This is a genomic window from uncultured Bacteroides sp. (assembly GCF_910585845.1).
Classification (GTDB): domain Bacteria; phylum Bacteroidota; class Bacteroidia; order Bacteroidales; family Bacteroidaceae; genus Bacteroides.
This window is the reverse complement of the sequence record NZ_CAJUHF010000010.1, coordinates 63,655-87,711: the sequence shown is the minus strand read 5'-3', so window position 1 is coordinate 87,711 and position 24,057 is coordinate 63,655. Positions and strand designations below refer to the sequence as shown.

Here is a 24,057-nt window from a genome sequence, read left to right as displayed (position 1 = left end):
TGGTCAAATTAGCCACTATAAGATTATTATTGAGGAAAATTTAAACAGGCTCTTATATTGCATATTATTAGATAGTTATAGACAAAGAAAATGCCCTGTTTTGATCTGCTATTCGAAAAAATAGTTAATGATAGACTTTTCGTTTGGAGAAGAAATGCTACCTTTGGGAAATTTTAAAAATAAATCTGGTATTCGGTGACGTACAAATGAAATGTTGGTGATGGAAAGTGCTTGCTAACGGATATCAAAAAATGAACGGTGAAACGGAATGAATTTCAATTGCATTAGAACAATCTTAATAGCTGCGTCGGCAATGGTAAGTCTGAATTCTTTTTCTCAAGACTTGATTGCGCGCCAAGCTCCTATCGACAGAAAACTGAAAAGTGTTGATTCTCTGGCTTTACAGAAACAGATACGTGCGGAACAATCTGCCTATCCTGGTTTAGACCTGTATCCGAACTGGAACAACGAATATGTGCAAGCCTACGGTGATGCCATCGTGCCGGAGAGTTACCAGATTGATCTGACTGGTTTCTGTATGCCTACAACGCATACGAAAATCACGGATATATTCGGATATCGCCCCAGAAGACGCAGGGTGCACAATGGTTTGGACATTAAGGTGTACGTAGGTGACACCATTTGTGCAGCCTTCGACGGCAAGGTGCGTGTAGTCAAAAACCAAGGTCGTCGGGGATATGGCAAGTATATCGTTATTCGTCACGACAATGGTTTGGAAACGGTCTACGGCCATTTGTCCAAACAGATCGTTGACATCAACCAGTTAGTCAAAGCGGGAGAACCCATTGGTTTGGGAGGTAACACCGGACGTTCTACCGGTTCGCACTTGCATTTTGAAACCCGTTTCTTGGGAATCCCTCTTAATCCGGCATTGATGTTCGACTTTGAGAAGCAAGATATCGTTGCCGACCATTATGTCTTCAATAAGGGCAAGGCTAAAGGTACGACAGCGCGTAGCTTGGCTTCCGGCGAGGGATTGTTCTACAAAGTGAAGAGTGGCGATACGTTGTCGAAGATTGCAGCGCGCCAAGGTGTTTCCATTGATACGTTGTGCAAGCTGAACCGCATTACCCGGAAAACTATTTTGCGTCCGGGACAAGTTTTGCGTTGTTCGTAAGCGATAGATAACTTTATAAGGAAGAGGGTGCTTTAATATAAATTAGAGCACCCTCTTTTTCTTTTTTTCTCTAATTATTCCTACCTTTGCCCCGAATAGTGAAAATGGGTCGCAGCCTATGTGTAAGGAAATGAAAGATACCAAATTACAATTTGAACAAGTTATAGCCATCTGTCGTGACTTATTCTCGAAGAAACTGCATGATTACGGTCCGGCATGGCGCATTCTCCGTCCGGTTTCCGTGACAGATCAGATATTCATTAAGGCAAATCGAATCAGGAGCATTGAGACCAAAGGCGTAACGCTGGTGGACGAAGGAATACGTTCCGAGTTCATCGCGATAGTCAATTATGGCATCATCGGACTGATACAGTTGGAACTGGGATATGCCGGAGCGGCAGATATCACGAACGAGGAAGCGATGGCATTGTATGATAAATATGCCAAGATCTCATTGGAGCTGATGCTTGCCAAGAATCATGATTACGATGAAGCATGGCGTAGCATGCGTATCAGTTCGTACACCGACTTGATACTGATGAAAATCTACCGCACCAAGCAGATCGAAAGTCTGTCGGGACAGACACTGGTCTCCGAAGGGGTAGATGCCAACTATATGGATATGATTAACTATTCCGTCTTTGGACTGATTAAGATTGAGTTTGGAGACTGAGCAGAAACATATCATTAGGGAAGTGTGGGTGAATGCGTGCCGTTTCTTGCTGGCAGCGGTATTCATCTTTTCCGGTTTTGTGAAGGCGGTTGACCCGTTGGGTTCTTTCTATAAGATTCAGGATTACCTGACTGCATTCGGAATGGCATCATGGTTTCCTGACTATCTGCAACTGTTGTTTGCCATTGTTCTGTCTGCATTGGAATTTTCGGTAGGCGTCTTTTTGTTTTTCGGCATAAAGCGGAAGTTTGCCACTACGATGTCGTTGCTGCTGATGATTGTGATGACGCCGTTGACACTGTATCTTGCATTGGCGGATCCGGTTTCGGACTGCGGATGTTTTGGCGATGCATGGGTGCTGACCAACTGGGAGACGTTCGGCAAGAATGTGGTACTGTTCGTAGCGGCGATGTCTGCCTTCAGGGGCGGAAAGCTGATCGGACGTTTTATCACGGCGAAAGTGGCATGGATGGTATCGATGTACACGTTCCTGTTTGTCTTTACCCTTTCCTTCTATTGCCTCAGCAATCTGCCGATTCTGGATTTCCGTCCTTACAGGATAGGGCAGAATATCAAAAAGAACATGGAGATACCGGAAGGGGAGAAACCGGATGTGCTTGAAGGCAGGTTCATCCTGGAAAAAGACGGAAAGCGGCAAGAGTTTACGCTGGATAACTATCCGGACAGTACGTGGACATTTGTCGAAGCCCGTACGGTGGTGAAGGAGAAAGGCTATGAACCGATCATCCACGACCTCTCCATAACGAGCCTGGAAACCGGAGAAGACCTGACTGACAGTATTCTTTCTGATAAGGGATATACCTTCCTGCTGGTTGCCCACCATATAGAGGCGGCGGACGATAGCAATATAGACCTTATCAATGAGATATACGACTATAGTGTGGAACATGGCTATGGATTCTATGCCCTGACCGCTTCATCGGAGGAGCAGATAGAGCTATGGCGGGATAAGACCGGAGCAGAATATCAGTTCTGCGGGGTAGATGACATTGCGTTGAAGACGATGATCCGTTCCAATCCCGGGCTGATGCTGATCAAGGAAGGCACCATTCTGAACAAGTGGGGAGACAACCGGTTGCCGGATGAATATGTGCTGACGGACCGGCTGGAGAAACTGGAGATCGGGCAGCTGAAGCAAGAGAGCGATTGGCATACGATCGGTTATGTACTCTTGTGGTTTATCGTTCCCCTGTTGCTGGTGGTCGGTGTGGATGTCTTGGTCGTCAAGCGCCGGGAGGAGAAAAAGCCGGAGGATGAATCGGCAAGTGATGAGGCAAGTGAATCGGCAGGTGAAGAGATACAGGGCGAGACAACGGACGAGACGACTGAAAAGCCGGAGAACGAACTGCAGGAAACGCCCCAGGCGTAACATGAGAATAAGAGAATAAAAGAACTATTAACCCTTTTAATAAATAAAACAAGATGAGAAAAAACATTGTTGCAGGAAACTGGAAAATGAACAAAACCCTTCAAGAGGGTATTGCTCTTGCAAAAGAACTGAATGAAGTATTGGCTGCAGAGAAGCCTAACTGTGATGTAATTATCTGTACTCCGTTTATCCACTTGGCATCGGTTACTCCGTTGGTAGACCCTGCTAAGATCGGTGTAGGTGCTGAAAACTGTGCCGACAAAGAATCCGGAGCTTACACCGGTGAAGTATCGGCTGCTATGGTAGCTTCTACGGGAGCCAAATACGTGATTCTGGGTCACTCAGAGCGTCGTGCATACTATGGCGAGACAGTAGCTATCCTCGAAGAGAAAGTGAAATTGGCTTTGGCTAACGGTCTGACTCCGATCTTCTGTATCGGCGAAGTATTGGAAGAGCGTGAGGCAAACAAGCAGAACGAAGTGGTTGCCGCTCAGTTGGCATCTGTATTCTCTCTGTCTGCCGAAGACTTCTCTAAGATCATTCTGGCATACGAACCGGTTTGGGCTATCGGTACGGGCAAGACGGCTACTCCTGCTCAGGCTCAGGAAATCCACGCATTCATCCGTTCACTGATTGTAGAGAAGTACGGTAATGAAGTGGCTGAAAATACATCTATCCTTTATGGCGGCAGCTGCAAGCCTTCTAACGCTAAGGAATTGTTTGCAAATCCTGATGTAGACGGCGGTCTGATTGGTGGTGCTGCTCTGAAGGCTGCTGACTTCAAGGGTATCATTGACGCTTTTAACTAAATAAAGGCGACAAGAACCAGGAAACAGAGTTGGCAAAGGGAGGATGGGACATGCTTCCTTTGCCGGCTTTCCGCACTAAGAGTGTCAACCGTATAAAAAATAACTATCTAAATGAAGAAACTTGGTTTACTTTTAATGGCATGTTTGGCTTTTGCCACTTTTGCCTCGGCTCAGAATAGTATCGTGAAGAGCCTGGAACGCAGTGTGCCGGGACAGGGCAAGGTGACGATCCATCAGGACGCCCGCATCGAGGCATTGATAGGTGAAGAGTATATTCCTACGGGAACGAACAACAAGGTGCTTAAAAGTCAGGGTTACCGCGTGCAGGTGTACGCCGGAAATAACACCAGTAGAGCCAAGAACGAAGCCCATGCCGTGGGCTCACGCATTAAGGAACATTTCCCGGAACTTTCTGTTTATACCTCTTTCCACTCTCCCCGTTGGTTGTGCCGCGTAGGAGACTTCCGCAGCATCGAAGAGGCCGATGCCATGATGCGTCAGCTGCGTGCTACCGGCGTATTCAAGGAAGTATCTATAGTGAAAGAGCAGATAAACATCCACTTATAAATCTTATCATGTTAGGAAAAGAAGAAATCGTATCTCCCGCACTGGACGAACTGAAAGAACATTATCAACGTATTATCACCCTGCTGGGCGAAGATGCCGGGCGCGAAGGCTTGCTGAAGACGCCTGAGAGGGTGGCAAAGGCGATGCTGACCTTGACAAAAGGATACTTCATGGATCCGCATGAAGTGCTAAGCTCTGCCAAGTTTAAAGAAGAATACAGCCAGATGGTGATCGTGAAAGACATTGATTTCTTTTCACTCTGCGAGCACCACATGCTTCCGTTCTATGGGAAAGTGCACGTGGCTTATATTCCCAACGGCTACATTACGGGGCTGAGCAAGATAGCCCGTGTGGTCGATATCTTCTCCCATCGTTTGCAGGTGCAGGAGCGAATGACGTTGCAAATCAAGGAGTGCATACAAGAAACGCTCAATCCTTTGGGCGTGATGGTGGTGGTAGAGGCCAAGCACATGTGCATGCAGATGCGCGGAGTGGAAAAGCAGAATTCGATTACCACTACATCCGATTTTACCGGAGCATTCAATCAGGCAAAGACGCGTGAGGAGTTCATGAACCTGATTCGCCATAATTCGTAAATTATTTCCCTATCATATTTGTCCCGCGAGACGGATGATTTCGTCCCGTGAGACAAAAAAAATCATCCCGTGAGCTGAAAATTTTCGTCCCACGGGATGGATTTTTTCATTCCACGGGACGATTTTAATCTTTCCCGTGGAATACAAATATTATCTGAAGAACTCATATTGTCCGCCTGTCCCTTCGAAATAGAGGATACCGTCGTCCGAGCGGACTTCGATGGCAGGCAGATATACTTTGCCGTTTTTCTTCACCTGCCAGATGCCGGGTGCAAGGTCGGTGAGGACAAACTGCATGTTCTGATTGCCTTTCAGCTCCAGAGTGAACTTTCCGGAGAGCGGCTCACTGTTCTTGCTGAAAGTGACGATGCGGTCGGCAATCTGCACGCCTACTACCTTGTCGGCATCGATGCGCTGTGCCTCGTGCATCTTCGGGCAGTCGTTGTCGGCCACTTGCATGACATTCAAGAAATAGTTTTCGGCAGCGGGCGTTGCCGGAGAAACCTCTACGCGCCATGCACCGCGTTCGTTGGCGTCGTCGGGACGATTGGGCAGCGCGTCGTTCGGATAGTTGGTACCGAACACCCAGAACTCTTTTCCCGGTCCGCCTACTTTCTCGATGCGGGCATCGCCGGCTTCGGGCAGTAGCACCTGGTCTTGCAACATGCCGGAGTCTCCGTTCTTTGTGCGCTTCACGATGAAGCGGTTGCCTTCGATGACGGGTTCCTCCACGCTGTGCAGCAGCCAGAACTTCTTGAAATCGGGGTTGGAAGAGACCACCTTGTCGAATACGATAAGGGCGGCAGGTATCTTGTCGGACTTGAAGTTCAGGAAGACAAAAGAGCGTTTCGCCTCTTTCACTTTGGCGGTGTATGCCTGCGTGATGTCACCTTTCAGGTAGGAGTAGTCCGGTGCTTGGGCATCCTTTCCCATGCCGTGGGCCAAGACTTTGCCCGTGGTGTAGGCCTTGCTCAGCAAATCCTTGAAAGAGCGGCAGGTCTCCCAACGGTCACCCGGCATGCGCTGTCCGCCGTCGTTGGTGGCGAACTCGGTCTTGTCGCCGCCGCCATAATTCCAGCAGGCAAACTTCTCGTCGGGGTCGTAGACCAGTAGGGAGTTGTGGGCGATGGTACGCTTGAAGAAATTCTTGTTGTGCGGGCTGTTGTATCCACCTGCGCTGCCCTGGTAGGCACCGGCGTCGATGGCCAAGGGACCTTTATAGTAGAGTTGGAAGGAACCTCCGTCCAAGTGCTGGTGGTTGCCGACGAAGTTCTCATTGATCTTCATCTCCGCGATTACGCTGTTTTCTCCCCAGCCAGTGCGGGCTATCATCCATCCGAAGGGGGTACCTGAATATCGCGTCAAGGGCAGGCTCTCGGGCGATTCCGGCCGGATGTCGAGGTCTCTCCACAGGATGTCGAAGATGAGGCAATGATTGTCTACCTTGGGACGCCGTTCGTACTCGTATGCCAGATAGCCGTCTTTGTAGTAGCTGTATGCCAGCATGGCGGGTAGTCCGTATGAAGGGCTGCTCCGGCGGATGGGGTTGGTGTCGCCGGCGGGCATGACCTGTCCGTCGGGACGTCTGCGGTAGAGGAAGTCGTAGAGGACAAACTGCTGTGCAGGGTCGAAGACCTGCTCCACGCCCATGCGTGAGAGTATCCATGTGGCTATGAGGTCATTGCTGAAGCGCACGTTGGCGTAGCTGGTGCCCTGATGATAGTTGTGGCCGGCATAGACGAAGTTGCGCACGGGGATGTAATCCCTGTAGAACATCGAGATGACGTGGTTGTACATGTCGGGATACTCATCATAGATGGCGATGCCGGCAGAGAGCATGTCGCGCATGATCATCCATTCCGAAGAGTGTCCGGCAATCGGTTCGCGGTTGTGGGGCGGATAGCCGCACTCCATCGTCTTGGCTATGCGCACGAACGATTCGATATAAGCCTTCTTCTCTTTCTCCTTCATCTGGTCGTAGCACCAGTCGTAGACCATGGCGCCGCACATCAGCATGGAGCCGCTGGCACGCGAGAGGTCGCCTTTCGTGCCGTAGTGGGTGCGCTGCAGGGTGTCGAGCATGGCGGTGATGGCTTGTCTTGCCTGCCGCTTGTCTTTGTAGACGAGGTAGTTGAGCGCCTGCAACTGTGCGCGGGTGGTAACGCCACGCATCTCGGCATAATAGCGGAAGCCGTCTTTGGCGGGGGCTTTCGCCTCTTCTTCGGGCGTGCGGTCTTTCCCTAACTTCTTCATGGCCTCCAGGGTCTGCTTGATTTCCGGACGGTTCATCCGCTGTTTCAGTTCCGGCAGGTCGGAAGCGCGCAAGTACAGCCGGGGGTGTACCTGCGGGGGGATGGGAACGGTGACGTTGTCCACCTCTTCCCATGTGACTTCATTCCTCTCTTGCGCTCCGAGGGAGGCAGAGAACATGAAGAGGAAAGTCATTACGGATAGGATAGATTTTCTTTTCATGATATGTATTGGTTTTCGTTATGATTGATGCGGCAAAGGTAATGCGAAATCACGGTATAGCCCCTCTATTTGGTCTTTTCCTGTCGGATTGCTGTAGCATGGGGGAGCACTTCTGTGCAGAATGATGCAACAAATGTCCAAACGGGGCTCAGGGCCACACTACCGTACAGACGGGGCCTCAGGGCAGTACGACGCGGTCGCCCAGCCGTTTCGCCATGATGCTCTGTATCTTCCGCATTTCGCTGTAGCGCTTCATGATGTCGTTGCATCGGGCTTCGTCGTTGGCGATGGCAGGGTCTTGCAGGGCGAACATCATGTGCTTCAGCTCTTCGCAGACAATGGCGTACTTGAAATTGATCATCAGGATAGGCACCAGTTCGTAGAGGCGCTCCTCGTCCGTGACGATTTTCTGCCCCTTCGAGTGGTATTTGCTGAGCTGGTAGCGGTTGCTGATCAGTTCTACGCTGAGGCGGCTGATGTTGGCGTCGGGGTGGGCGAGGAAGTATCGTTCGGCAATGAACCCTTCGTTGTGTATGCGCTCGGCGGCTTCCGACAGGATTTGCCGGTGGAGGGGATTGTGGAAGGCAAGCTCATCCTCCTGCAGGTCGCTGACCACGTACTCCGTGACGGTGATGGGAATCTCCTCCCCGTCGTCGTTGGTGAGTTTGCACATGACCCTTTCGCCGTAGCGTATAATCATTTGCAGGATGAGCCGCTCGTACTTGTAGAACTCCTGACCCTCTTTCTTCTCCTGGGGGATGAAGGAGACGTAGTCGTTGTTCAGCGGGAAGGGGGCTGCTTCTTGGGCGGGAGTCGTGTCGGAGGGCAGCGGGGTGCTTCCGGCGGTTTGCCCTGCCGGGGCTTGTCCGGTTGCGGTTTGTCCTGCCGCGGTGCCGCCCGTGATGCCTGCCTCCGCGTTGGCTCTTGCCGCATTGGCGGCGCGCCGTTCCCTTTCGATGCGCTCGGCTTGCTTCTCGGCCTGCATCTCGCGCCGCTTGGCGACTTCGGAAACGAGCAGCTTGTCTTCTACGTGCAGCAACTGGGCACACTCCTTGATGTAGACATCGCGCACGATGGCTTCGGGGATGACGGAGATGCTTTGCACGAGGTTTCCTATCAGTTCGGCGCGTTTGATGGGGTCTTTTCCGGCGTCTTCCAGCAGCAGATTGGTCTTGAAGCGGATGAAGTCCGTTTCATGCTTCTGGATGAACTCCTGAAACTCCGTGCTGTTGTGCTTGTGGGCAAAGGAGTCGGGATCCTCCCCGTCGGGCAGCAGGCAGACCTTGATGTTCATCCCCTCTTCGAGCAACATGTCGATGCCTCGGATGGAGGCTTTGATGCCGGCTGCGTCGCCGTCGTAGAGCACGGTCATATTGTTCGTGAAGCGATGGATCATGCGTATCTGTCCGGAGGTCAGTGCCGTGCCCGAGGATGCCACGACATTCTCCACGCCCGATTGGTGCATGGAGATGACGTCCGTGTAGCCTTCGACCAGGAAGCAGCGGTCCTGCTTCACGATGGCCTGTTTGGCGAAGTAGATGCCGTATAGCTCGTTGCTCTTATGATAGATTTCCGATTCGGGCGAGTTGACGTACTTCACCTTCACCCCCTTCGTGGCACTGCTGAGGACGCGTCCGCCGAAGGCTACCACCTTGCCCGAGAGGGTGTGTACGGGGAAGATGACCCGTCCCCAGAAGCGGTCGCGCAGTCGGTGGTCTTCGGTCTCGTAGCAGAGTCCGGTCTTGATGAGGTAATCCTTCTTGTATCCCTTGGCCAGGGCCTCGCGTGCGAAGGCGTCGTGGCTGTCGGTGCAGTAGCCCAGTTGGAACTTCTCGATGATGTCGTCGCGGAAGCCGCGGTTGCGGAAGTAGGCCATGCCTATGCTCCGTCCGTCCACGTGGTTCTTCAGGATGTTCTGGAAATAGTCGCGGGCGAAGTTGTTGACGATGAAGAGGCTTTCGCGTTCGCTTTGCATCTGCTTCTCTTCGCTGGAGAGTTCGCGTTCCTTGACTTCGATGCCGTATTTCCGGGCCAGATATTTGAGGGCTTCGGGGTAGCTCATCTGCTCGTGCTCCATGATGAAGTGCACCGCGTTTCCTCCCTTTCCGCATGCGAAGCACTTGCAGAGCCCCTTGGAGGGCGATACGTAGAAGGAGGGGGTCTTGTCATCGTGGAACGGGCACAGGCCTACGTAGTTCACCCCCCGCTTGCGTAGCGTGACGAAGTCTGAAACGACATCTACAATCTGGGCGGCATCCAGAATCCGGTCTATGGTGGGTTGGTCTATCATCGAAGTCTTGATTTTCTTTTATTGAAGTCTTGATTTTCTTTTATCAAAATCTTGCTTTTCTTTTTTCGGCGGTAAAGGTACGAAAAAAGAGAATAGGGTGTATGGCAGACGGCTTTTTCGTTCCGATGGTTTCGGCGGATGGGGCGGTGGGGCGGAATGGGCGGGAGGAGGATGGAATGAAGGCAGACCGAAGACAGGATGAAAGCAGACCGAGGACACGCACATCCTCCCCGTCCGAAAAAGCGGTTCACGGAAAACGGTTAAATAAGTTTAAAGCTTTTCTCTTTTTTTTCCACTCTTTCCCCCCTCTTTTTCCCGTTTTTTTTCCACTCTGCCTCCGTTGTGCCTCCGTTCCTAAGGAGTGGCGTTAAACTGGCGCCGTAGTTTTAACACACTGGAGCGACAGTGTTACGGAAGGTAAACGGCTATTTTCCCCCTCCGTTATAGTTGCATTGTTGGCTTTGCATGTCCACACGAACCTTCATAATCCGAAACTCCACGGCCCGATGCCCGCCCTCCCGTACGATAGCCTCCCCTCATTTCTTGATTTAGGTCAAGAAATATGTTATAAAACATGTTTTTCCGCCATTTTTTGCTTGTCGTCTCAAACAAAGGCTCTACTTTTGTGTTGTAAAACATAAAATGAATAGGATAACACTAATTTTTAAGGAGGATAACAAAATGAAAATGTTAAAGAGCATCTGGAAACGTTTCGGCGAAGCCGATAAGCATGTATGGGGTTACTCAACAATGTATTGACCCCTTGGTTATAGTTTATATTTTAAGGTATCAGATTAATTTTAAGGTCATGAAAAAGAGTATTTTGAAAACATGGAAAAGCATCCTTGCCGAAGTAGGCAGAAATGAAATGCTGATGATGGGTTATACCCTGAAGAAGTAAGTACGTATTCTGAATGCGATTAGGTATCGTATCGAATGCGATTAGGTACGGTAGCGAATGCAGGCCTGTCAGGCTGTGTTGATCATCAGAGAGATATGGCTCAGGCTTGAATATGAATAATTCAAGACAAATTATTGTAGATTGGGGATGTCCTGAAAGCCGGATATCCCCTTTTTTATCCCTATTGAAAGGTTTTTTATCATAAAAACCATGTTTGTTTAAACATTATTCCTTTTCTTTGTTGTTAGTACAAAGACTAACAGAAGAATATTCATGAAAAGGATTCAAAGAATTTGCAGTTTGGTGCTGCTGGCAGCACTATGGGGAGGAATTCCCGCGTTGCGTGCGCAGTCGTTCGACAAGTTGTGGAAGCAAGTAGAGCAGGCAGAGCGACAAAGCCTGCCTCAAACCGCAATCAGGCTGACGGACGAGATATACCGGAAGGGAAAGGCAGAGAAAAACATCTCCCAGATGCTGAAAGCCGATGCGTATCGGAGAATGAGCCGGAATACGCTGACGCCCGACAGCTTCTACGTCAACCTGCAAGGGTTGGAACAATGGGCGGCATCGGAGCAGGATATCGTCGGGCGTGCCGTGCTCCACTCGTTGCTGGCAAGCAGCTATGCCGACTATGCCGGCAGGAACCGGAGAGCACTGCGCGAGCGCGCCAAGCTCAGTACGGAAGAAGGCACCTGGCCGGAAGATATCCGCGAGTGGAGCGGCAACATGTTCGTGCGGCGCGTCGTGCAGCATGCCGACAACGCCCTGAAAGAGGTGCCCCAACTGCTGAAAACCTCCTCAAGCAGCTATGTGCCTTTTGTCCTTTTGGAGGATGGCAGCAAATATTATCACCATGATATGTATCATCTGCTTGCCTCACGATGCATCGAAGCCTTGCAAAGCGTGTCCGATTTTGATGCCGACACACTGGTAAACAACAAGATATCCTCCATCTACGAACAGATGACAAACTCCTATCGTCAGCTGCCCGACCGTGAAGATGCAGCTCTGCTGACCATGCTCGATTACGCAAAGTGGTGCTATCAGTCCGAGAAGGAATATCCCGTTCCCCGCGTCCGGAAAGTCGGCAGCGAGAATGCCACAGACTGGTACCGGTGCCGTTTGGACAGCATTATCAGCGAGTATGCCGGACGCGATGTCTGTGCAGAGGTTTACCTTGCCAAGGCAAACCATTACAACAACACGGGGCGTAAATCGGAAGCCCTGAAAGTTTGCGACGAAGCCATCGGACGCTATTCCGGTTACAAGCGTATAGGAACATTACGCAATTTGCGCGAAAGCATCTTGCAACCCCAACTGATGCTGGAGGTGAACAAGATTGCCTATCCCGGCGATTCACTCTCGTTTCAGGTACAGCATAAAAATCTGGATGGATTTACCCTCAATCTGTTCCGTACCACCTTGGCGGAATCGCCTGTAGATATGCCGAACATCAATGCCGCTTTCTATAAACAATACGCCCGCAAGGTTCGTACGGCGCACTTTTCATTGACCCGCCCCGCGGACTACAAGGTAGCCTTCAGCCATCATCATATAGCCTTGCCCGACGAACCGGGAAATTACATCCTGCAACTCGTTCCGGACGACAGGAGAGGCCGAAGCACGGACTGTTTCATCAGCCTGACACGTTTCAAAGTCATGTCGATCGCCCTGCCCGAGGAGGAGAAAGAGTTTGTGGTGTTGGACAGAAAGACTGGTCATCCGGTAGCCGATGCACAAGTTTTCTTTTATTCCACCGAGAATAGAAAAAGCAATAAGGAAATAGAACGGAAGACGACCGATGCGCAGGGTAAGATAATCAGTAAATGGAAGAAAAACGACTTCCTGCTGACCGTCAGGAAAGGCAATGATACGGCTATGCCGCCCCAACATCTGTACATCGGCAGCTATAGAGGGTGGGGAGAACCTAAGAACGAGGCACACAGCCAGCTGGTGCTGTTGACCGACCGTTCAGTCTATCGTCCCGGACAAGCAGTCCACGTGAAAGGTATCATCTATGCCTCCAAAAGCGATACTGCCGATGTCGTACCGAATGTCGCAGCCGAAGTAGCGCTGCTTGATGTGAACGGCAGGGAAATCTCGCGGAAAGAGTTGCGTACGAACGAGTTTGGTTCGTTTGCAACCGAATTTATGCTGCCCGCTGCTTGCCTGAACGGAAGATACGCCATTGAGGCTACCGCTGCCAAAGGCAAAGGATGGACAAGCATACAGGTGGAAGAATATAAACGTCCCACTTTCGATATCGTGTTCGATGCGCAGAAAGCATCCTATCAGGTGGGCGACAGTGTGCAGGTGAAAGGCAAGGCAAGCTCCTTCAGCGGCGTGCCCTTGCAAGGGCTTGAACTGAACTATACGGTGACACGGGATGTCTATTCCTGGTGGTGGGGATATGAAGATGGCGGCACACCGCTTGCCTCCGGCAAGGCGCTCATCGGCGAGGATGGCAGTTTCACCATCCCCGTCCGTCTGGAAAGAGATAAGGACAAAGACGATGCCGACGATGCCGATACTGCTGACGATGATGAAGTGTATTATACCTATCGGATAGAAGCCTCTGTCACGAACTACGCCGGCGAGACCCAGGTGGGAACCACCACTTTGGCGGCAGGCAGCCGTTCGGTGGTACTTTCCATCGACGAAGAAGACGAAATCTGTAAGGGTGACAGCATTCGCCTGACTTTTCGCGCAAAGAACCTTAATGGAGAACCGGTAGCCTTGAAGGGGGAGTATCGGCTGATGCAGGTGGTAGGTAAAGATTCCCTGCTTCGTATCAGTGGAACTTTTGAATCGAACGTCTCTACGTCATATCCCGAATGGGAAAAGTTGCCCTCCGGCGAATATGTGTTGCAACTCTTTGCTAAAGACGACCAAGGTAGGAAGGTGGATTATGAGACGGATTTTACGCTTCTCTCCTACTATGACACCCGGCCGGTGAAGCATACCGACCTCTTGTGTAATATCCGCAACGATGAATTCGACACCGCGCATCCGGCACAATTCAGCTTTGGAACTTCGTTTAAAGACGCTTATGTGATGCTGGATATCTTCAGCGGCAAACAACGTCTGGAAAGCAGGATGCTCCAGCTGTCCGATACCATTGTCCGTTTCGACATCCCTTATCAGGAAGCGTACGGCATGGGGATTGAATACCTGTTCACCTTCGTCAAAGACGGCAGGATGTATTCCAAGGAAGTGAAGCTGAAGAAACGTTTGCCGGACAAGGAGCTGGCAATGAAGTGGGAAGTCTTCCGCGACAAGTTGCGTCCCGGACAGGACGAGGAGTGGCGTCTGACGATAAAGACACCGCAAGGCACTCCCGCTATGGCGGAAATGCTGGCTACGATGTATGACGCTTCGCTGGACAAGATATATCCTAATCCTAAGAAACTTTTAGTTAATTATCCTGCCTTCTTCTCTGGAAACAGTTGGAGGGATAGCTATATAGGCCGTTGGTACAATTCCTGCATTTTCCCGTTGAAATCTTTGAAAGTACCGATGCTGGCGTATGACTATTTCTATTCCCCAACGTCTGTGTCGGAAGCAGTGGTGACTGGATATGGAACGATGAAGCAAGCTGCTCTTGCGGGAAGCGTTGCAGGCGTACAGAGCAGGGCTATGGCGAATGCCAAAGAGAGGGTATATGCAGAAGATGCGGTATTGGCCACGGAGCAAATGGAATATGCCGAGGCTGGTGATGCAGACGGCGGAAACGCCGTAGAGTTGCGAACCGATTTCTCCGAAACCGCCTTCTTCTATCCGCAGCTGCGCACCAACGAGCAAGGCGAGATCTCCTTCTCCTTCACCCTGCCGCAAAGCCTGACGCGCTGGAACTTCCGTGGCTATGCCCACACGAAAGGCATGCTTACCGGCATGCTGGACGCTTCGGCCGTCACGTCGAAGGAGTTCATGCTCTCTCCCAACATGCCGCGTTTCGTACGGGTGGGCGACAAGACGAGCATTGCCGCAACGATCACCAACCTGACGGGTAACCCATTGAAAGGAACCGCCAAGTTTATCCTCTTCGACCCGACGACGGAGAAGGTGGTCTCTACGCAGAAACAACCCTTCGCCGTGGAAGCCGGAAAGAGCGTTCCGGTCGCCTTCCGTTTTACTGCAACGGACAAGTATACCCTCTTAGGTGTCCGCATGATTGCCGATGGCGGCACATTCAGCGACGGCGAGCAACACTTGCTGCCCGTATTGAGCGACAAGGAGTATATCACCGAAACCCTTGCCATGCCGATACGCGGTGAAGAGACCCGCACTTTCCGTCTGGACAGCCTCTTCAACCGCAATAGCCGCACGGCCACCAACCGCCGTCTGACCGTAGAGTTCACCGGCAATCCCGCCTGGTATGCCGTTCAGGCACTGCCTGTGTTGAGCCAGCCCCATACTGACAATGCCACTGCCTGGGCCGCCGCTTACTATGCCAATACCCTCGCCGCTCACATCGCCAACAGCCAGCCGCGCATCAAAGCCGTCTTCGACAGCTGGCGCATGCAAGACGGACGGAAAGAGACCTTCCTCAGCCAGTTGCAGAAAAATCAGGATGTGAAGAACATCCTTCTCGAAGAAAGCCCGTGGCTGCTGGAAGCCACTACGGAAGCGGAACAGCAGGCACGTATCGCTATTCTGTTCGACCTGAACAACCTGTCGAACGGAAGCATCACCGCCCTGACGAAGTTGAAGGAACTGCAAGGAGCGGATGGTGCCTGGAGCTGGTATAAAGGCATGCCCGGAAGCCGTGTCATGACGGGATATATCACCGAACTCCTTGTCCGCCTGCCCCTGCTCACCGGAAACAAGAATACCGCTGAGGCACTTGGTATGCAGCAGAAAGCTTTCAGTTATCTGCATCAGCAGGCATTGGAGGAATACAAGAACATCCGTAAGGCGGAGAAGAACGGGGCAAAGATAACCGGTCTCTCTTATCCTGCCCTGCATTACCTCTATCTGCTTGCCATAGCCAACGAAAAAGTGCCTGCCGCCAACGAAGCCGCTTACCGCTACTTCCTTTCTATGGTAGGCAGTAACTTGAACTCCAAGTCGATGGGCATCAAAGCGCAGTCTGCCGTCGTCCTGCAAAAGACCGGCCGCGCTTCCGAAGTAAATCAGTTCATCGCCTCCATCAAGGAACACCTGGTGCAGACGGATGAACGCGGCGCCTACTTCGCCTTCAACGAAACACCCTTCCTCTGGGGAAGCCAGCCGATCTCCGTGCATGTGGACGTGATGGAAGCACTGCACAAGGCAGGCGGTAACGATACGCTGGTGGAAGAGATGAAACTCTGGCTGCTGAAACAGAAGCAGACAACCAGTTGGGATTCGCCGGTAGCAACGGCCGACGCCATTTATGCACTGCTTTGTCAGGGCAGCGACCTGTTGGCATCGCGTGGTGACGTGCGCATTACGCTTGGCGGCAAGGTCATGGAAACCTATGCTCCTGCCCAATCCACTGTCCCCGGCTTGGGATATATCAAAGAGAGCTTCGCACAAGGTAGTCCGGAAGTGCGCGCCAAGTCCGTTACGGTAGAGAAGCGGGATGCGGGCATTGCCTGGGGTGCCGTCTATGCACAATACCTGTCCCCGATCTCCGACGTCAATCGGCAGGGCGGCGAACTGGCTGTCGAAAAGAAACTTTACGTTGAACGTACCGTGTCCGGCGGAAAGACGGAGTTGCAACCAGTCACGGCTTCTACCCGCCTGAAGGTGGGCGATAAGGTAGTCTCCCGCCTGACGATACGCCTCGACCGTGCGATGGACTTTGTCCAGCTGAAAGACCAGCGTGGCGCTTGCTTCGAACCGATGGGTGTCCTCTCCGGTTATCGCTGGGCGAACGGGGCTGGCTACTATGTAGAGGTCAAGGACGCTTCCACCAATTTCTTCTTCGACGGTCTGGGCAAGGGCGTCTACGTGTTGGAGTATAGTTATCGGGTGGCCCGTAGCGGTCACTACGAAACCGGTCTGGCAACCATACAGTGTGCATACGCTCCGGAATATGCGGCGCATTCGGCGTCGGTGAAGGTAGATGTGGAGTAGACTTCTTACGAATGTGTGGAGTAGACTTTTTTGAATAGCCTTTTAGGAACTCTCGCCTAAAAGAATTACTTTTGCGAGTGATAACATGAAGAATCGAGGAGGTACGCCAAAGCTCTCACTACAGATTACGTGGATTAACACAGAGATTTTTTCTTTAAATATTTCATAGTTAAGTTGAATGTCCGGTGATAATCTGAGTAATCTGTGGTAAAAAGCGGTTATGACGCACTGTCCCTAAAAAGAAAAACCAGATGAAACGAATCTTGATAGGTATATATGCGCTTGCCGCAGCATTGACAGCCGTGGCACAGCCGCGTTTCTCGTCCAATAAAGAAACGCATAACTTCGGACAAATAGAGTGGAAACATCCCGTCAGCGTGGAGTATGTCATCACCAACACGGGCGACCAGCCTTTGGTGTTGACCGACGTGGACCCATCGTGCGCCTGCTCGGTGGCACAGTGGACACAGACGCCCATCGCTCCCGGCGAGAAGGGAACCGTCACCGTGGAGTTTGATGCGAAAGCCTTGGGACACTTCGAGAAGTCAGTGGGCGTCTACACGAATGCGGCGCCCAATTTGGTCTACCTGTACTTTACGGGCGAAGTGGTGCGTGAGATCAAGGACTTTACGAATGCCTATCCCTACCTGATAGGGCAGATACGTATTGACAAGAATGAAATCGACTTCCCCTATATCTACCGGGGAGAACGTCCGGTGATGCGTATCGGCGTGGCGAACCTGTCGGACCGCCCTTATGAGCCGGTACTGATGCACCTGCCCTCTTATTTGGATATGGAAGTGGAGCCGAGTGTACTCCAACCGGGGGAGAGCGGACGGATTACGCTGACACTGAACACAGACAAGCTGGCTGACTTGGGATTGAATCAGGCCTCTGTCTATCTTTCCCGCTTTACGGGAGACAAGGTCAGCGATGAAAACGAAATCCCGTTGTCTGCCGTCCTTTTGCCCGACTTCTCTAATCTTTCTGCTGCGGATATGGCTGCTGCTCCCGTTATCCACCTTTCGGATACGGACATAGATCTGAGTGCACAGCTTGCAAAGAAAAATAAGGTGAAACAGGATATCGTGGTCAGCAATACCGGGCAGTCTCCGTTGCAGATCATCAAGTTGCAGGTGTTTAATCCGGCTTTGAGCGTAGGGTTGAAGAAGAGCGTATTGCAACCGGGTGAATCCACACGTTTGCGTGTAACCATAGACAAGAGAAACATTGTCAGGAAGAAACGCCACTTGCGCATCCTGATGATCACGAATGATCCGGTACAGCCGAAAGTGGAGATTAACATAAAAGCGAAGTGATAACTTAACTCAAGTTTCGCAAGTTCAACTTTCGTATCTTGTTTCCTACTCAAGTTGAGCTTGCGAAAATTAAATAACTTAATTGTATGATGGAACATCCCGAAAACAATGAAGCTTACAAAGGATTGGTTGTCAATGCAGGCGTTGAGCAACCTTCCTCCGTCAATCCCTACCGCCGCCCGAAACCGAAGAAACAACTGCTTTCTGTGGCGGATTTTGTAGAAGGCATCGTAAAGGGGAATGTGACGGTGCTGAGCCAGGCAGTTACTCTGGTGGAGAGTGTGAAACCGGAGCATCAGATTGTGGCACAGGAGGTCATCGAGAAATGTTTACCCTATTCAGGCAATTCGGTCCGCGTGGGCATCAGTGGGGTGCCGGGTGCAGGCAAGAGTACTTCGATCGATGTTTTTGGTCTGCATGTGCTGGAGAAGTATGCGGGCAAACTGGCGGTGCTTGCCATCGACCCCAGCAGTGAGCGCAGCAAGGGCAGCATCTTGGGCGATAAGACGCGCATGGAGAAACTGTCGGTTCATCCTAAATCTTTTATCCGCCCCAGTCCTTCGGCAGGCTCGTTGGGAGGAGTGGCACGCAAGACGCGGGAAACGATCATCTTGTGTGAGGCCGCAGGGTTCGACAAGATATTTGTGGAGACGGTAGGCGTGGGGCAGAGCGAGACGGCTGTTCATTCGATGGTCGATTTCTTTCTGCTGATCCAACTGGCAGGTACGGGCGACGAGTTGCAGGGCATCAAACGCGGTATCATGGAAATGGCGGACGGAATTGTCATCAACAAGGCGGACGGCGATAACTTGGACCGTGCGAAGTTGGCGGCTACGCAGTTCCGCAATGCATTGCATCTGTTTCCTGCCCCTGAATCCGGATGGACGCCGCAAGTACTGACCTATTCCGGTTTCTACAACCTGGGGGTAGAGGAAATATGGACCATGATTTATGACTACATCGCTTTTGTGAAAGAGAACGGTTACTTTGAACATCGCCGCAACGAGCAGAGCAAGTACTGGATGTATGAGAGCATCAACGAACGCTTGCGCGACAGCTTCTATCACAATCCCGCCATCGAAGCGATGCTGGCGGATAAGGAACAACAAGTCTTGCAAGGTAAACTCACCTCTTTTGTTGCGGCAAAGACACTGCTCGATACCTATTTCGAAGGTCTGAAAGGGGGACAGACAGAAGGTTTTTAGACAGAAAGACAAAAAGACAAAAGGAGTATGAATCTGCCAAATTATGAAGGAGAAGAATATATCTTTTTGTCTTTTTGTCCGAAATCTTATATTTCCTTACCGGCCCGCTCGAAGTCGGCTTTTGATTTACTTTTCGTCACGATATATACACCAAGGAATACCAGAGCTACGGCCACTCCCTTTTCCCATCCGAATACGCCCAATCCCATGATAATGGCAGCGACAGATGCTACGATGGGTTGCATATAATTATACATACTTACCACAGTGGGGCGCAGCAGTCGCTGGGCATTCATGATGAAGATATAGGCGAGGAAACTGCCACCCACCACCACATAGCCGATCTGGAAGAAGGCTGCCGCGGAAATCTCCGTCCACTGGATGCTTGCCACGTCGTGATAGGAGAGCGGGATGTAGCACATGGATGCGTAGACGAACATCCATTTGTTCAGCGTGATGGGAGAGTACTTTTGCGACAATCCTTTGAACACGGTCAGATAGATGGAGAAGCTGATCTGTGCCACCAGACAGAGCAGGTCGCCGATGATGCTGCCGTTGCCGCCACCGGCGGTGTGGCTGCTCATGATAAGTATCAATGCACCTATGGCACCTACGAAGATACCCAGTACTTTCAGGTTGGTGATAGGTTCTTTCAGGTAGATGGCGGCTATGATCATGGTGACGATGGGGAGCGTGGTGGTCACGATGGAGGCGTCGATGGGCGAAGTCATGGAAAGCCCGAAGATGTAGACACCTTGGTTGAACACCAGTGCGAAGAGTGAGGCGAAGAATATCTTCAGCATATCCCGATGATCCACCTGCTCACGCTTGCAGAAGGCGGACAGCAGCCAGAAGCAGGCCGCCGCTCCTACCATACGGAATGTGGTCACTGACAGGGCGGAAAACTCCATGAGTGTGGATTTACCGATGGGAGCCATCAGCCCCCATAAAATATTGGCGGTCAGGGCAAAGAGGTGCCCTTTTAGGTTCTTGTTCATACTATATCTATGTTTTGAGGGTGCAAAGGAACAATTATTTTTTGAAATAGGGAAGAGCTTGTCCGCTTCTTTCCGTAAGAGAGGGGGAACAAGGGGAGAGGTTTAAAGTCTACACCTCTACACCCCATCTTCATTTTTTCCCTTTCCTGTCATACGGAAATCAGAGATAAACCCTTATATTTGTTCCAAATTAAAAAAGAAGACTATGGAACAGCAAGCCAATTATATCCAGCAAATCGAGATTCGCGGACTGTGGGACCGTTATGACATCACTTGGAATCTCCGTCCCGACGTCAACATCCTCTCCGGCATCAACGGCATTGGGAAGAGCACTATCCTCAACCGTTCGGTTCACTATCTTGAACAGCTCTCCGGTCAGATAAAGAATGGCGAGCGTGAAGGCGTACGTATCACCTTCGACGACCCTGCTGCCACCTTCATCCCTTACGATGTCATCCGTAGTTATGACCGCCCTCTCATCATGGGCGACTTCACCGCCCGCATGGCAGACGCTAACGTAAAGTCCGAACTCGACTGGCAACTCTACCTCTTGCAACGTCGTTACCTCGACTATCAGGTCAACATCGGCAACCGCATGATCGAACTTCTTTCCGGCGACGAACGACAGCGTGCGCAAGCCGCTGACCTCTCCGCCCCGAAGCGTAAGTTTCAGGACATGATGGACCAGCTCTTCGGCTACACCCGTAAGACCATCGACCGCCGCAGCAACGAAATCATCTTCCTGCAAGACGGCGACCGCCTTCTGCCCTACAAACTCTCCTCCGGCGAGAAGCAAATGCTTATCATCCTGCTGACCGTCCTCGTGCGCGACGGTGTCCACTGCGTCCTCTTCATGGACGAGCCCGAAGCCTCCCTGCACATCGAATGGCAGCAGAAGCTTATCGGCATGATACGCGAGCTTAACCCGAATGTCCAGCTGATACTTACCACCCATTCCCCTGCCGTCATCATGGAAGGCTGGCTGGATGCGGTGACTGAGGTAAGCGATATATCGGAGAGTTTGAGAATGGAAAATGGAAAATGGAAAATGGAAAATTAGAAAAACAGTGGCTACTTCCCTTAAACATAACCTCACTTCCGCTTACTTCACGGCTGCCGACCGGCTCTATCCTAAGAAGAGCCGCCGTCGCATAGTTGCCTATGTGGAGAGTTACGACGACGTAGCCTTCTGGCGCACCCTGCTCTCCGAGTTCGAGACAGACGAATACTATTTTCAGGTGATGCTTCCTTCGTCCACTTCTCTTGCCAAGGGGAAGAAAATGGTGTTGATGAATACCCTGAACACCGCCGAGTTAGGCAAAAGCCTGATAGCCTGCGTGGACAGCGACTACGACTTCCTGCTGCAAGGCAAGACGAATGTATCACACAAGATCAACAGCAGCCCTTACATCTTCCAGACTTACGCCTACGCCATCGAAAACTTCCATTGCTATGCCGAAAGCCTGCATGAAGTTTGTGTGCAGGCAACGCTGAACGACCGTGTGCTGATAGACTTTCCTGCTTTTCTGAAACACTATTCGCAGGCGGTCTATCCCCTTTTTCTATGGAACATATTCTTTTATCGTCGGCATGACAATAACACGTTCCCAATGCATGAGTTCAGTACGTGTACCCGCTTATACGAAGTCAATGTCCGTCGTCCTGAACAAGCCTTGGAGACCGTCCATCGCAACGTTACCCGCAAACTTTCTGAATTGCGACAACGTTTTCCGCACCATATAGAGCCTGTAGAGCGTCTGGCGACAGAACTCGACCGCTTGGGGCTTACTCCTGATACCGCTTATCTCTACATTCAGGGGCATCATCTGATGGACAACGTCGTGATGAAGCTTCTCGTTCCCGTCTGTACGGTGTTGCGGCGCGAACGCGAACAGGAAATCAAACGCCTTGCCACCCACGATGAACAGTTCCGTAACGAACTGACCAGTTATGAAAATAGCCAGGTCAACGTCGGTGTTATGCTGAAGAAGAATAGTGGATACAAGGATCTTTATCTCTATCAGTGGTTGAAGGAGGATATAAAGGACTTTCTGGAACAAGGGGGATGAAGCGGAGTGTAGTGTAGTGTAGTCTAGTCTAGTCTAGTCTTAACACCCCAACACCCTAAAAACTTAAAAGTAACAAACAAAGAGCAGATATACAATATTATGAACATCGTACAACAAGTCAATGAAACACTTCAATCGTTAGGTTTCAGCCATTCGGTAGCCGACCAGCTGGACCAGTTTATTGTTTTTCTGGGGGTATTCCTCATCGCTTATCTGGCGGATGCCATTTGCCGGAAAATTCTGTTGAATGCCGTGGCTCGCTTGGTCAAGCAGACTAAAGCAACGTGGGATGATATCGTTTTCGACCGTAAAGTGATGGTACACCTCAGTCGTATGGTAGCACCTATTTTCGTCTACTTCCTGATTCCGTTGGCGTTTACTGATGCAGGTTCGGTAACGCTTGCGTTGATTCAGCGTTTTTGTTATATCTTCATTATCGTCATGTTCCTCAGCTTCATCAATGCCTTGCTGAAAGCTGTCTATACGGTCTATAGTGAGAAAGAACAGTTTCGCGACCGTCCGTTGAAAGGACTTTTGCAGACAGCACAGGTCACTCTTTATTTCATTGGCGGCATCGTCGTGGTCAGCATTCTGATAGACCGTTCGCCCAGTGTGTTGCTCACTGGTCTGGGTGCTTCGGCGGCAGTACTGATGCTGGTGTTCAAGGACAGTATCATGGGCTTCGTCTCCGGCGTGCAGCTCTCCGCTAACGACATGCTGAAGGTGGGCGACTGGATCACTATGCCCAAGTACGGCGCCGATGGCGATGTGATAGAGGTTTCGCTGAACACCGTGAAAGTCCGCAACTTCGACAAGACCATTACCACCATTCCTCCTTATCTGCTCGTAAGTGACTCCTTCCAGAATTGGCGCGGTATGAAGGAGAGTGGTGGACGCCGCATCAAGCGCTCCATCAACATTGACATGAACAGCGTGAAGTTCTGTACGCCTGAAATGCTGGAAAAGTACCGCCGTATCCAGCTCCTGACCGATTACATCGACCGGACGGAAGAGGCGATAAAGGAGTATAACCGTGAGCATGACATTGACAACTCCATCCTTGTAAACGGTTCCCACCAGACGAACCTTGGTGTCTTCCGTGCCTATCTGAACAACTATCTCAGGCAGCACCCCGGAGTGAACCATGACATGACCTGCATGGTACGCCAGCTCCAGCCTACCGACCGCGGCATTCCCTTGGAACTTTATTTCTTTTCCGCCACTACCGTTTGGATTCCCTATGAGAACCTTCAGTCCGATGTGTTCGACCATCTGCTGGCCATCATCTCCGAGTTCGACTTACGTGTGTTCCAATTGCCTTCCGGTGGTGATTTCAGGAATGCGTCTCCGGAAGGAGTGGATGTGCCTTCCTGAACTCACTGATGGAGTATCCCTGCTTATAATGTTCTGAATCCACTCAACAGAAACATTTATGCCATGTTTTTATTGTGATAACTGCGTGTGTTGATAAAGTTAACATACGGGTTTGATTCGTTATCCACGGTCGTGGAACAGCTTCTCCACATTGGTGGAGCACGTGTTCCACAAGCATGAAACACGTGAACCACAA

The 24,057-nt window shown here is 51.1% G+C and carries 15 protein-coding genes; 12 read left to right on the top strand and 3 right to left on the bottom strand.

The genetic code is table 11. The features are described 5' to 3' along the window. Nucleotides 1-268: 268 nt before the first annotated feature. From QZ323_RS04870 to folE, 6 genes are all read left to right on the top strand, one after another. Entirely contained in the window at nucleotides 269-1,138 is an 870-nt protein-coding gene (locus QZ323_RS04870; RefSeq protein WP_294633274.1) for a M23 family metallopeptidase, read from the top strand. A 130-nt stretch (nucleotides 1,139-1,268) separates the two neighbouring features. After that, nucleotides 1,269-1,811 (top strand): DUF1599 domain-containing protein, encoded by a 543-nt coding sequence (locus QZ323_RS04865; RefSeq protein ID WP_294633273.1) that lies wholly within the window; start codon nucleotides 1,269-1,271, stop codon nucleotides 1,809-1,811. After that, a complete protein-coding gene (locus tag QZ323_RS04860; protein WP_294633282.1) occupies nucleotides 1,801-3,201 on the top strand; it encodes a BT_3928 family protein in 1,401 nt (466 codons plus the stop codon). The genes QZ323_RS04865 and QZ323_RS04860 overlap by 11 nt, the downstream gene beginning before the upstream one ends. 53 nt (nucleotides 3,202-3,254) lie before the next feature. Further along, the gene (tpiA, locus tag QZ323_RS04855) at nucleotides 3,255-4,010 is read left to right on the top strand and encodes a triose-phosphate isomerase (protein ID WP_294633272.1); all 756 of its coding nucleotides are present in this window, start codon (nucleotides 3,255-3,257) and stop codon (nucleotides 4,008-4,010) included. 111 nt (nucleotides 4,011-4,121) lie between these two features. Next, a complete protein-coding gene (locus QZ323_RS04850; RefSeq protein WP_294633271.1) occupies nucleotides 4,122-4,577 on the top strand; it encodes an SPOR domain-containing protein in 456 nt (151 codons plus the stop codon). Between the two features lie 8 nt (nucleotides 4,578-4,585). After that, a complete protein-coding gene (folE, locus tag QZ323_RS04845; protein ID WP_294633270.1) occupies nucleotides 4,586-5,173 on the top strand; it encodes a GTP cyclohydrolase I FolE in 588 nt (195 codons plus the stop codon). Nucleotides 5,174-5,323: 150 nt separating this feature from the next. Here the strand turns inward: folE and hepB are convergent, their stop codons facing one another. Continuing rightward, on the bottom strand, nucleotides 5,324-7,645 hold the full coding sequence (hepB, locus tag QZ323_RS04840; protein WP_294633269.1) for a heparin/heparin-sulfate lyase HepB: 2,322 nt from the start codon (nucleotides 7,643-7,645) through the stop codon (nucleotides 5,324-5,326). A gap of 178 nt (nucleotides 7,646-7,823) precedes the next feature. Beyond that, nucleotides 7,824-9,935, bottom strand: a complete 2,112-nt coding sequence (gene dnaG, locus QZ323_RS04835; protein WP_294633268.1) for a DNA primase — start codon at nucleotides 9,933-9,935, stop codon at nucleotides 7,824-7,826. A gap of 1,174 nt (nucleotides 9,936-11,109) precedes the next feature. On the opposite strand from dnaG, the gene QZ323_RS04830 reads away from it, so the two are divergent. The 3 genes from QZ323_RS04830 to meaB all read left to right on the top strand — a co-directional run bounded on the left by QZ323_RS04830 (nucleotide 11,110) and on the right by meaB (nucleotide 19,420). Beyond that, on the top strand, nucleotides 11,110-16,896 hold the full coding sequence (locus QZ323_RS04830) for an alpha-2-macroglobulin family protein (protein ID WP_294633267.1): 5,787 nt from the start codon (nucleotides 11,110-11,112) through the stop codon (nucleotides 16,894-16,896). 251 nt (nucleotides 16,897-17,147) lie between these two features. Further along, entirely contained in the window at nucleotides 17,148-18,215 is a 1,068-nt protein-coding gene (locus QZ323_RS04825; protein ID WP_294633266.1) for a DUF1573 domain-containing protein, read from the top strand. An 89-nt stretch (nucleotides 18,216-18,304) separates the two neighbouring features. Further along, nucleotides 18,305-19,420: a methylmalonyl Co-A mutase-associated GTPase MeaB gene (meaB, locus tag QZ323_RS04820; RefSeq protein ID WP_294633280.1), complete on the top strand. Its 1,116-nt coding sequence runs from the start codon at nucleotides 18,305-18,307 to the stop codon at nucleotides 19,418-19,420. An 86-nt stretch (nucleotides 19,421-19,506) separates the two neighbouring features. Here meaB and QZ323_RS04815 read toward each other — a convergent pair whose 3' ends face one another. Continuing rightward, complete coding sequence (locus QZ323_RS04815; protein ID WP_294633265.1) at nucleotides 19,507-20,418, bottom strand: DMT family transporter; 912 nt, start codon at nucleotides 20,416-20,418, stop codon at nucleotides 19,507-19,509. 205 nt (nucleotides 20,419-20,623) lie between these two features. On the opposite strand from QZ323_RS04815, the gene QZ323_RS04810 reads away from it, so the two are divergent. The 3 genes from QZ323_RS04810 (at nucleotide 20,624) to QZ323_RS04800 (ending at nucleotide 23,861) form a co-directional block, all read left to right on the top strand. After that, nucleotides 20,624-21,478, top strand: coding sequence for an ATP-binding protein (locus QZ323_RS04810; protein ID WP_294633264.1), 855 nt, complete (start codon nucleotides 20,624-20,626; stop codon nucleotides 21,476-21,478). A 7-nt stretch (nucleotides 21,479-21,485) separates the two neighbouring features. Then, a complete protein-coding gene (locus tag QZ323_RS04805; protein WP_294633263.1) occupies nucleotides 21,486-22,487 on the top strand; it encodes a DUF4435 domain-containing protein in 1,002 nt (333 codons plus the stop codon). A 99-nt stretch (nucleotides 22,488-22,586) separates the two neighbouring features. Further along, nucleotides 22,587-23,861, top strand: coding sequence for a mechanosensitive ion channel domain-containing protein (locus QZ323_RS04800; protein ID WP_294633262.1), 1,275 nt, complete (start codon nucleotides 22,587-22,589; stop codon nucleotides 23,859-23,861). Nucleotides 23,862-24,057: the final 196 nt, after the last annotated feature.

Excerpts from the sequence above, each read along its gene's own strand:
- QZ323_RS04865 (WP_294633273.1), top strand. The coding sequence starts at position 1,269 with ATGAAAGATACCAAATTACAATTTGAACAAGTTATAGCCATCTGTCGT.
- dnaG (WP_294633268.1), bottom strand. The coding sequence starts at position 9,935 with ATGATAGACCAACCCACCATAGACCGGATTCTGGATGCCGCCCAGATT.
- QZ323_RS04850 (WP_294633271.1), top strand. The coding sequence starts at position 4,122 with ATGAAGAAACTTGGTTTACTTTTAATGGCATGTTTGGCTTTTGCCACT.
- QZ323_RS04810 (WP_294633264.1), top strand. The coding sequence starts at position 20,624 with ATGGAACAGCAAGCCAATTATATCCAGCAAATCGAGATTCGCGGACTG.
- QZ323_RS04870 (WP_294633274.1), top strand. The coding sequence starts at position 269 with ATGAATTTCAATTGCATTAGAACAATCTTAATAGCTGCGTCGGCAATG.
- QZ323_RS04815 (WP_294633265.1), bottom strand. The coding sequence starts at position 20,418 with ATGAACAAGAACCTAAAAGGGCACCTCTTTGCCCTGACCGCCAATATT.
- QZ323_RS04825 (WP_294633266.1), top strand. The coding sequence starts at position 17,148 with ATGAAACGAATCTTGATAGGTATATATGCGCTTGCCGCAGCATTGACA.
- hepB (WP_294633269.1), bottom strand. The coding sequence starts at position 7,645 with ATGAAAAGAAAATCTATCCTATCCGTAATGACTTTCCTCTTCATGTTC.
- folE (WP_294633270.1), top strand. The coding sequence starts at position 4,586 with ATGTTAGGAAAAGAAGAAATCGTATCTCCCGCACTGGACGAACTGAAA.
- meaB (WP_294633280.1), top strand. The coding sequence starts at position 18,305 with ATGGAACATCCCGAAAACAATGAAGCTTACAAAGGATTGGTTGTCAAT.
- QZ323_RS04800 (WP_294633262.1), top strand. The coding sequence starts at position 22,587 with ATGAACATCGTACAACAAGTCAATGAAACACTTCAATCGTTAGGTTTC.
- tpiA (WP_294633272.1), top strand. The coding sequence starts at position 3,255 with ATGAGAAAAAACATTGTTGCAGGAAACTGGAAAATGAACAAAACCCTT.
- QZ323_RS04830 (WP_294633267.1), top strand. The coding sequence starts at position 11,110 with ATGAAAAGGATTCAAAGAATTTGCAGTTTGGTGCTGCTGGCAGCACTA.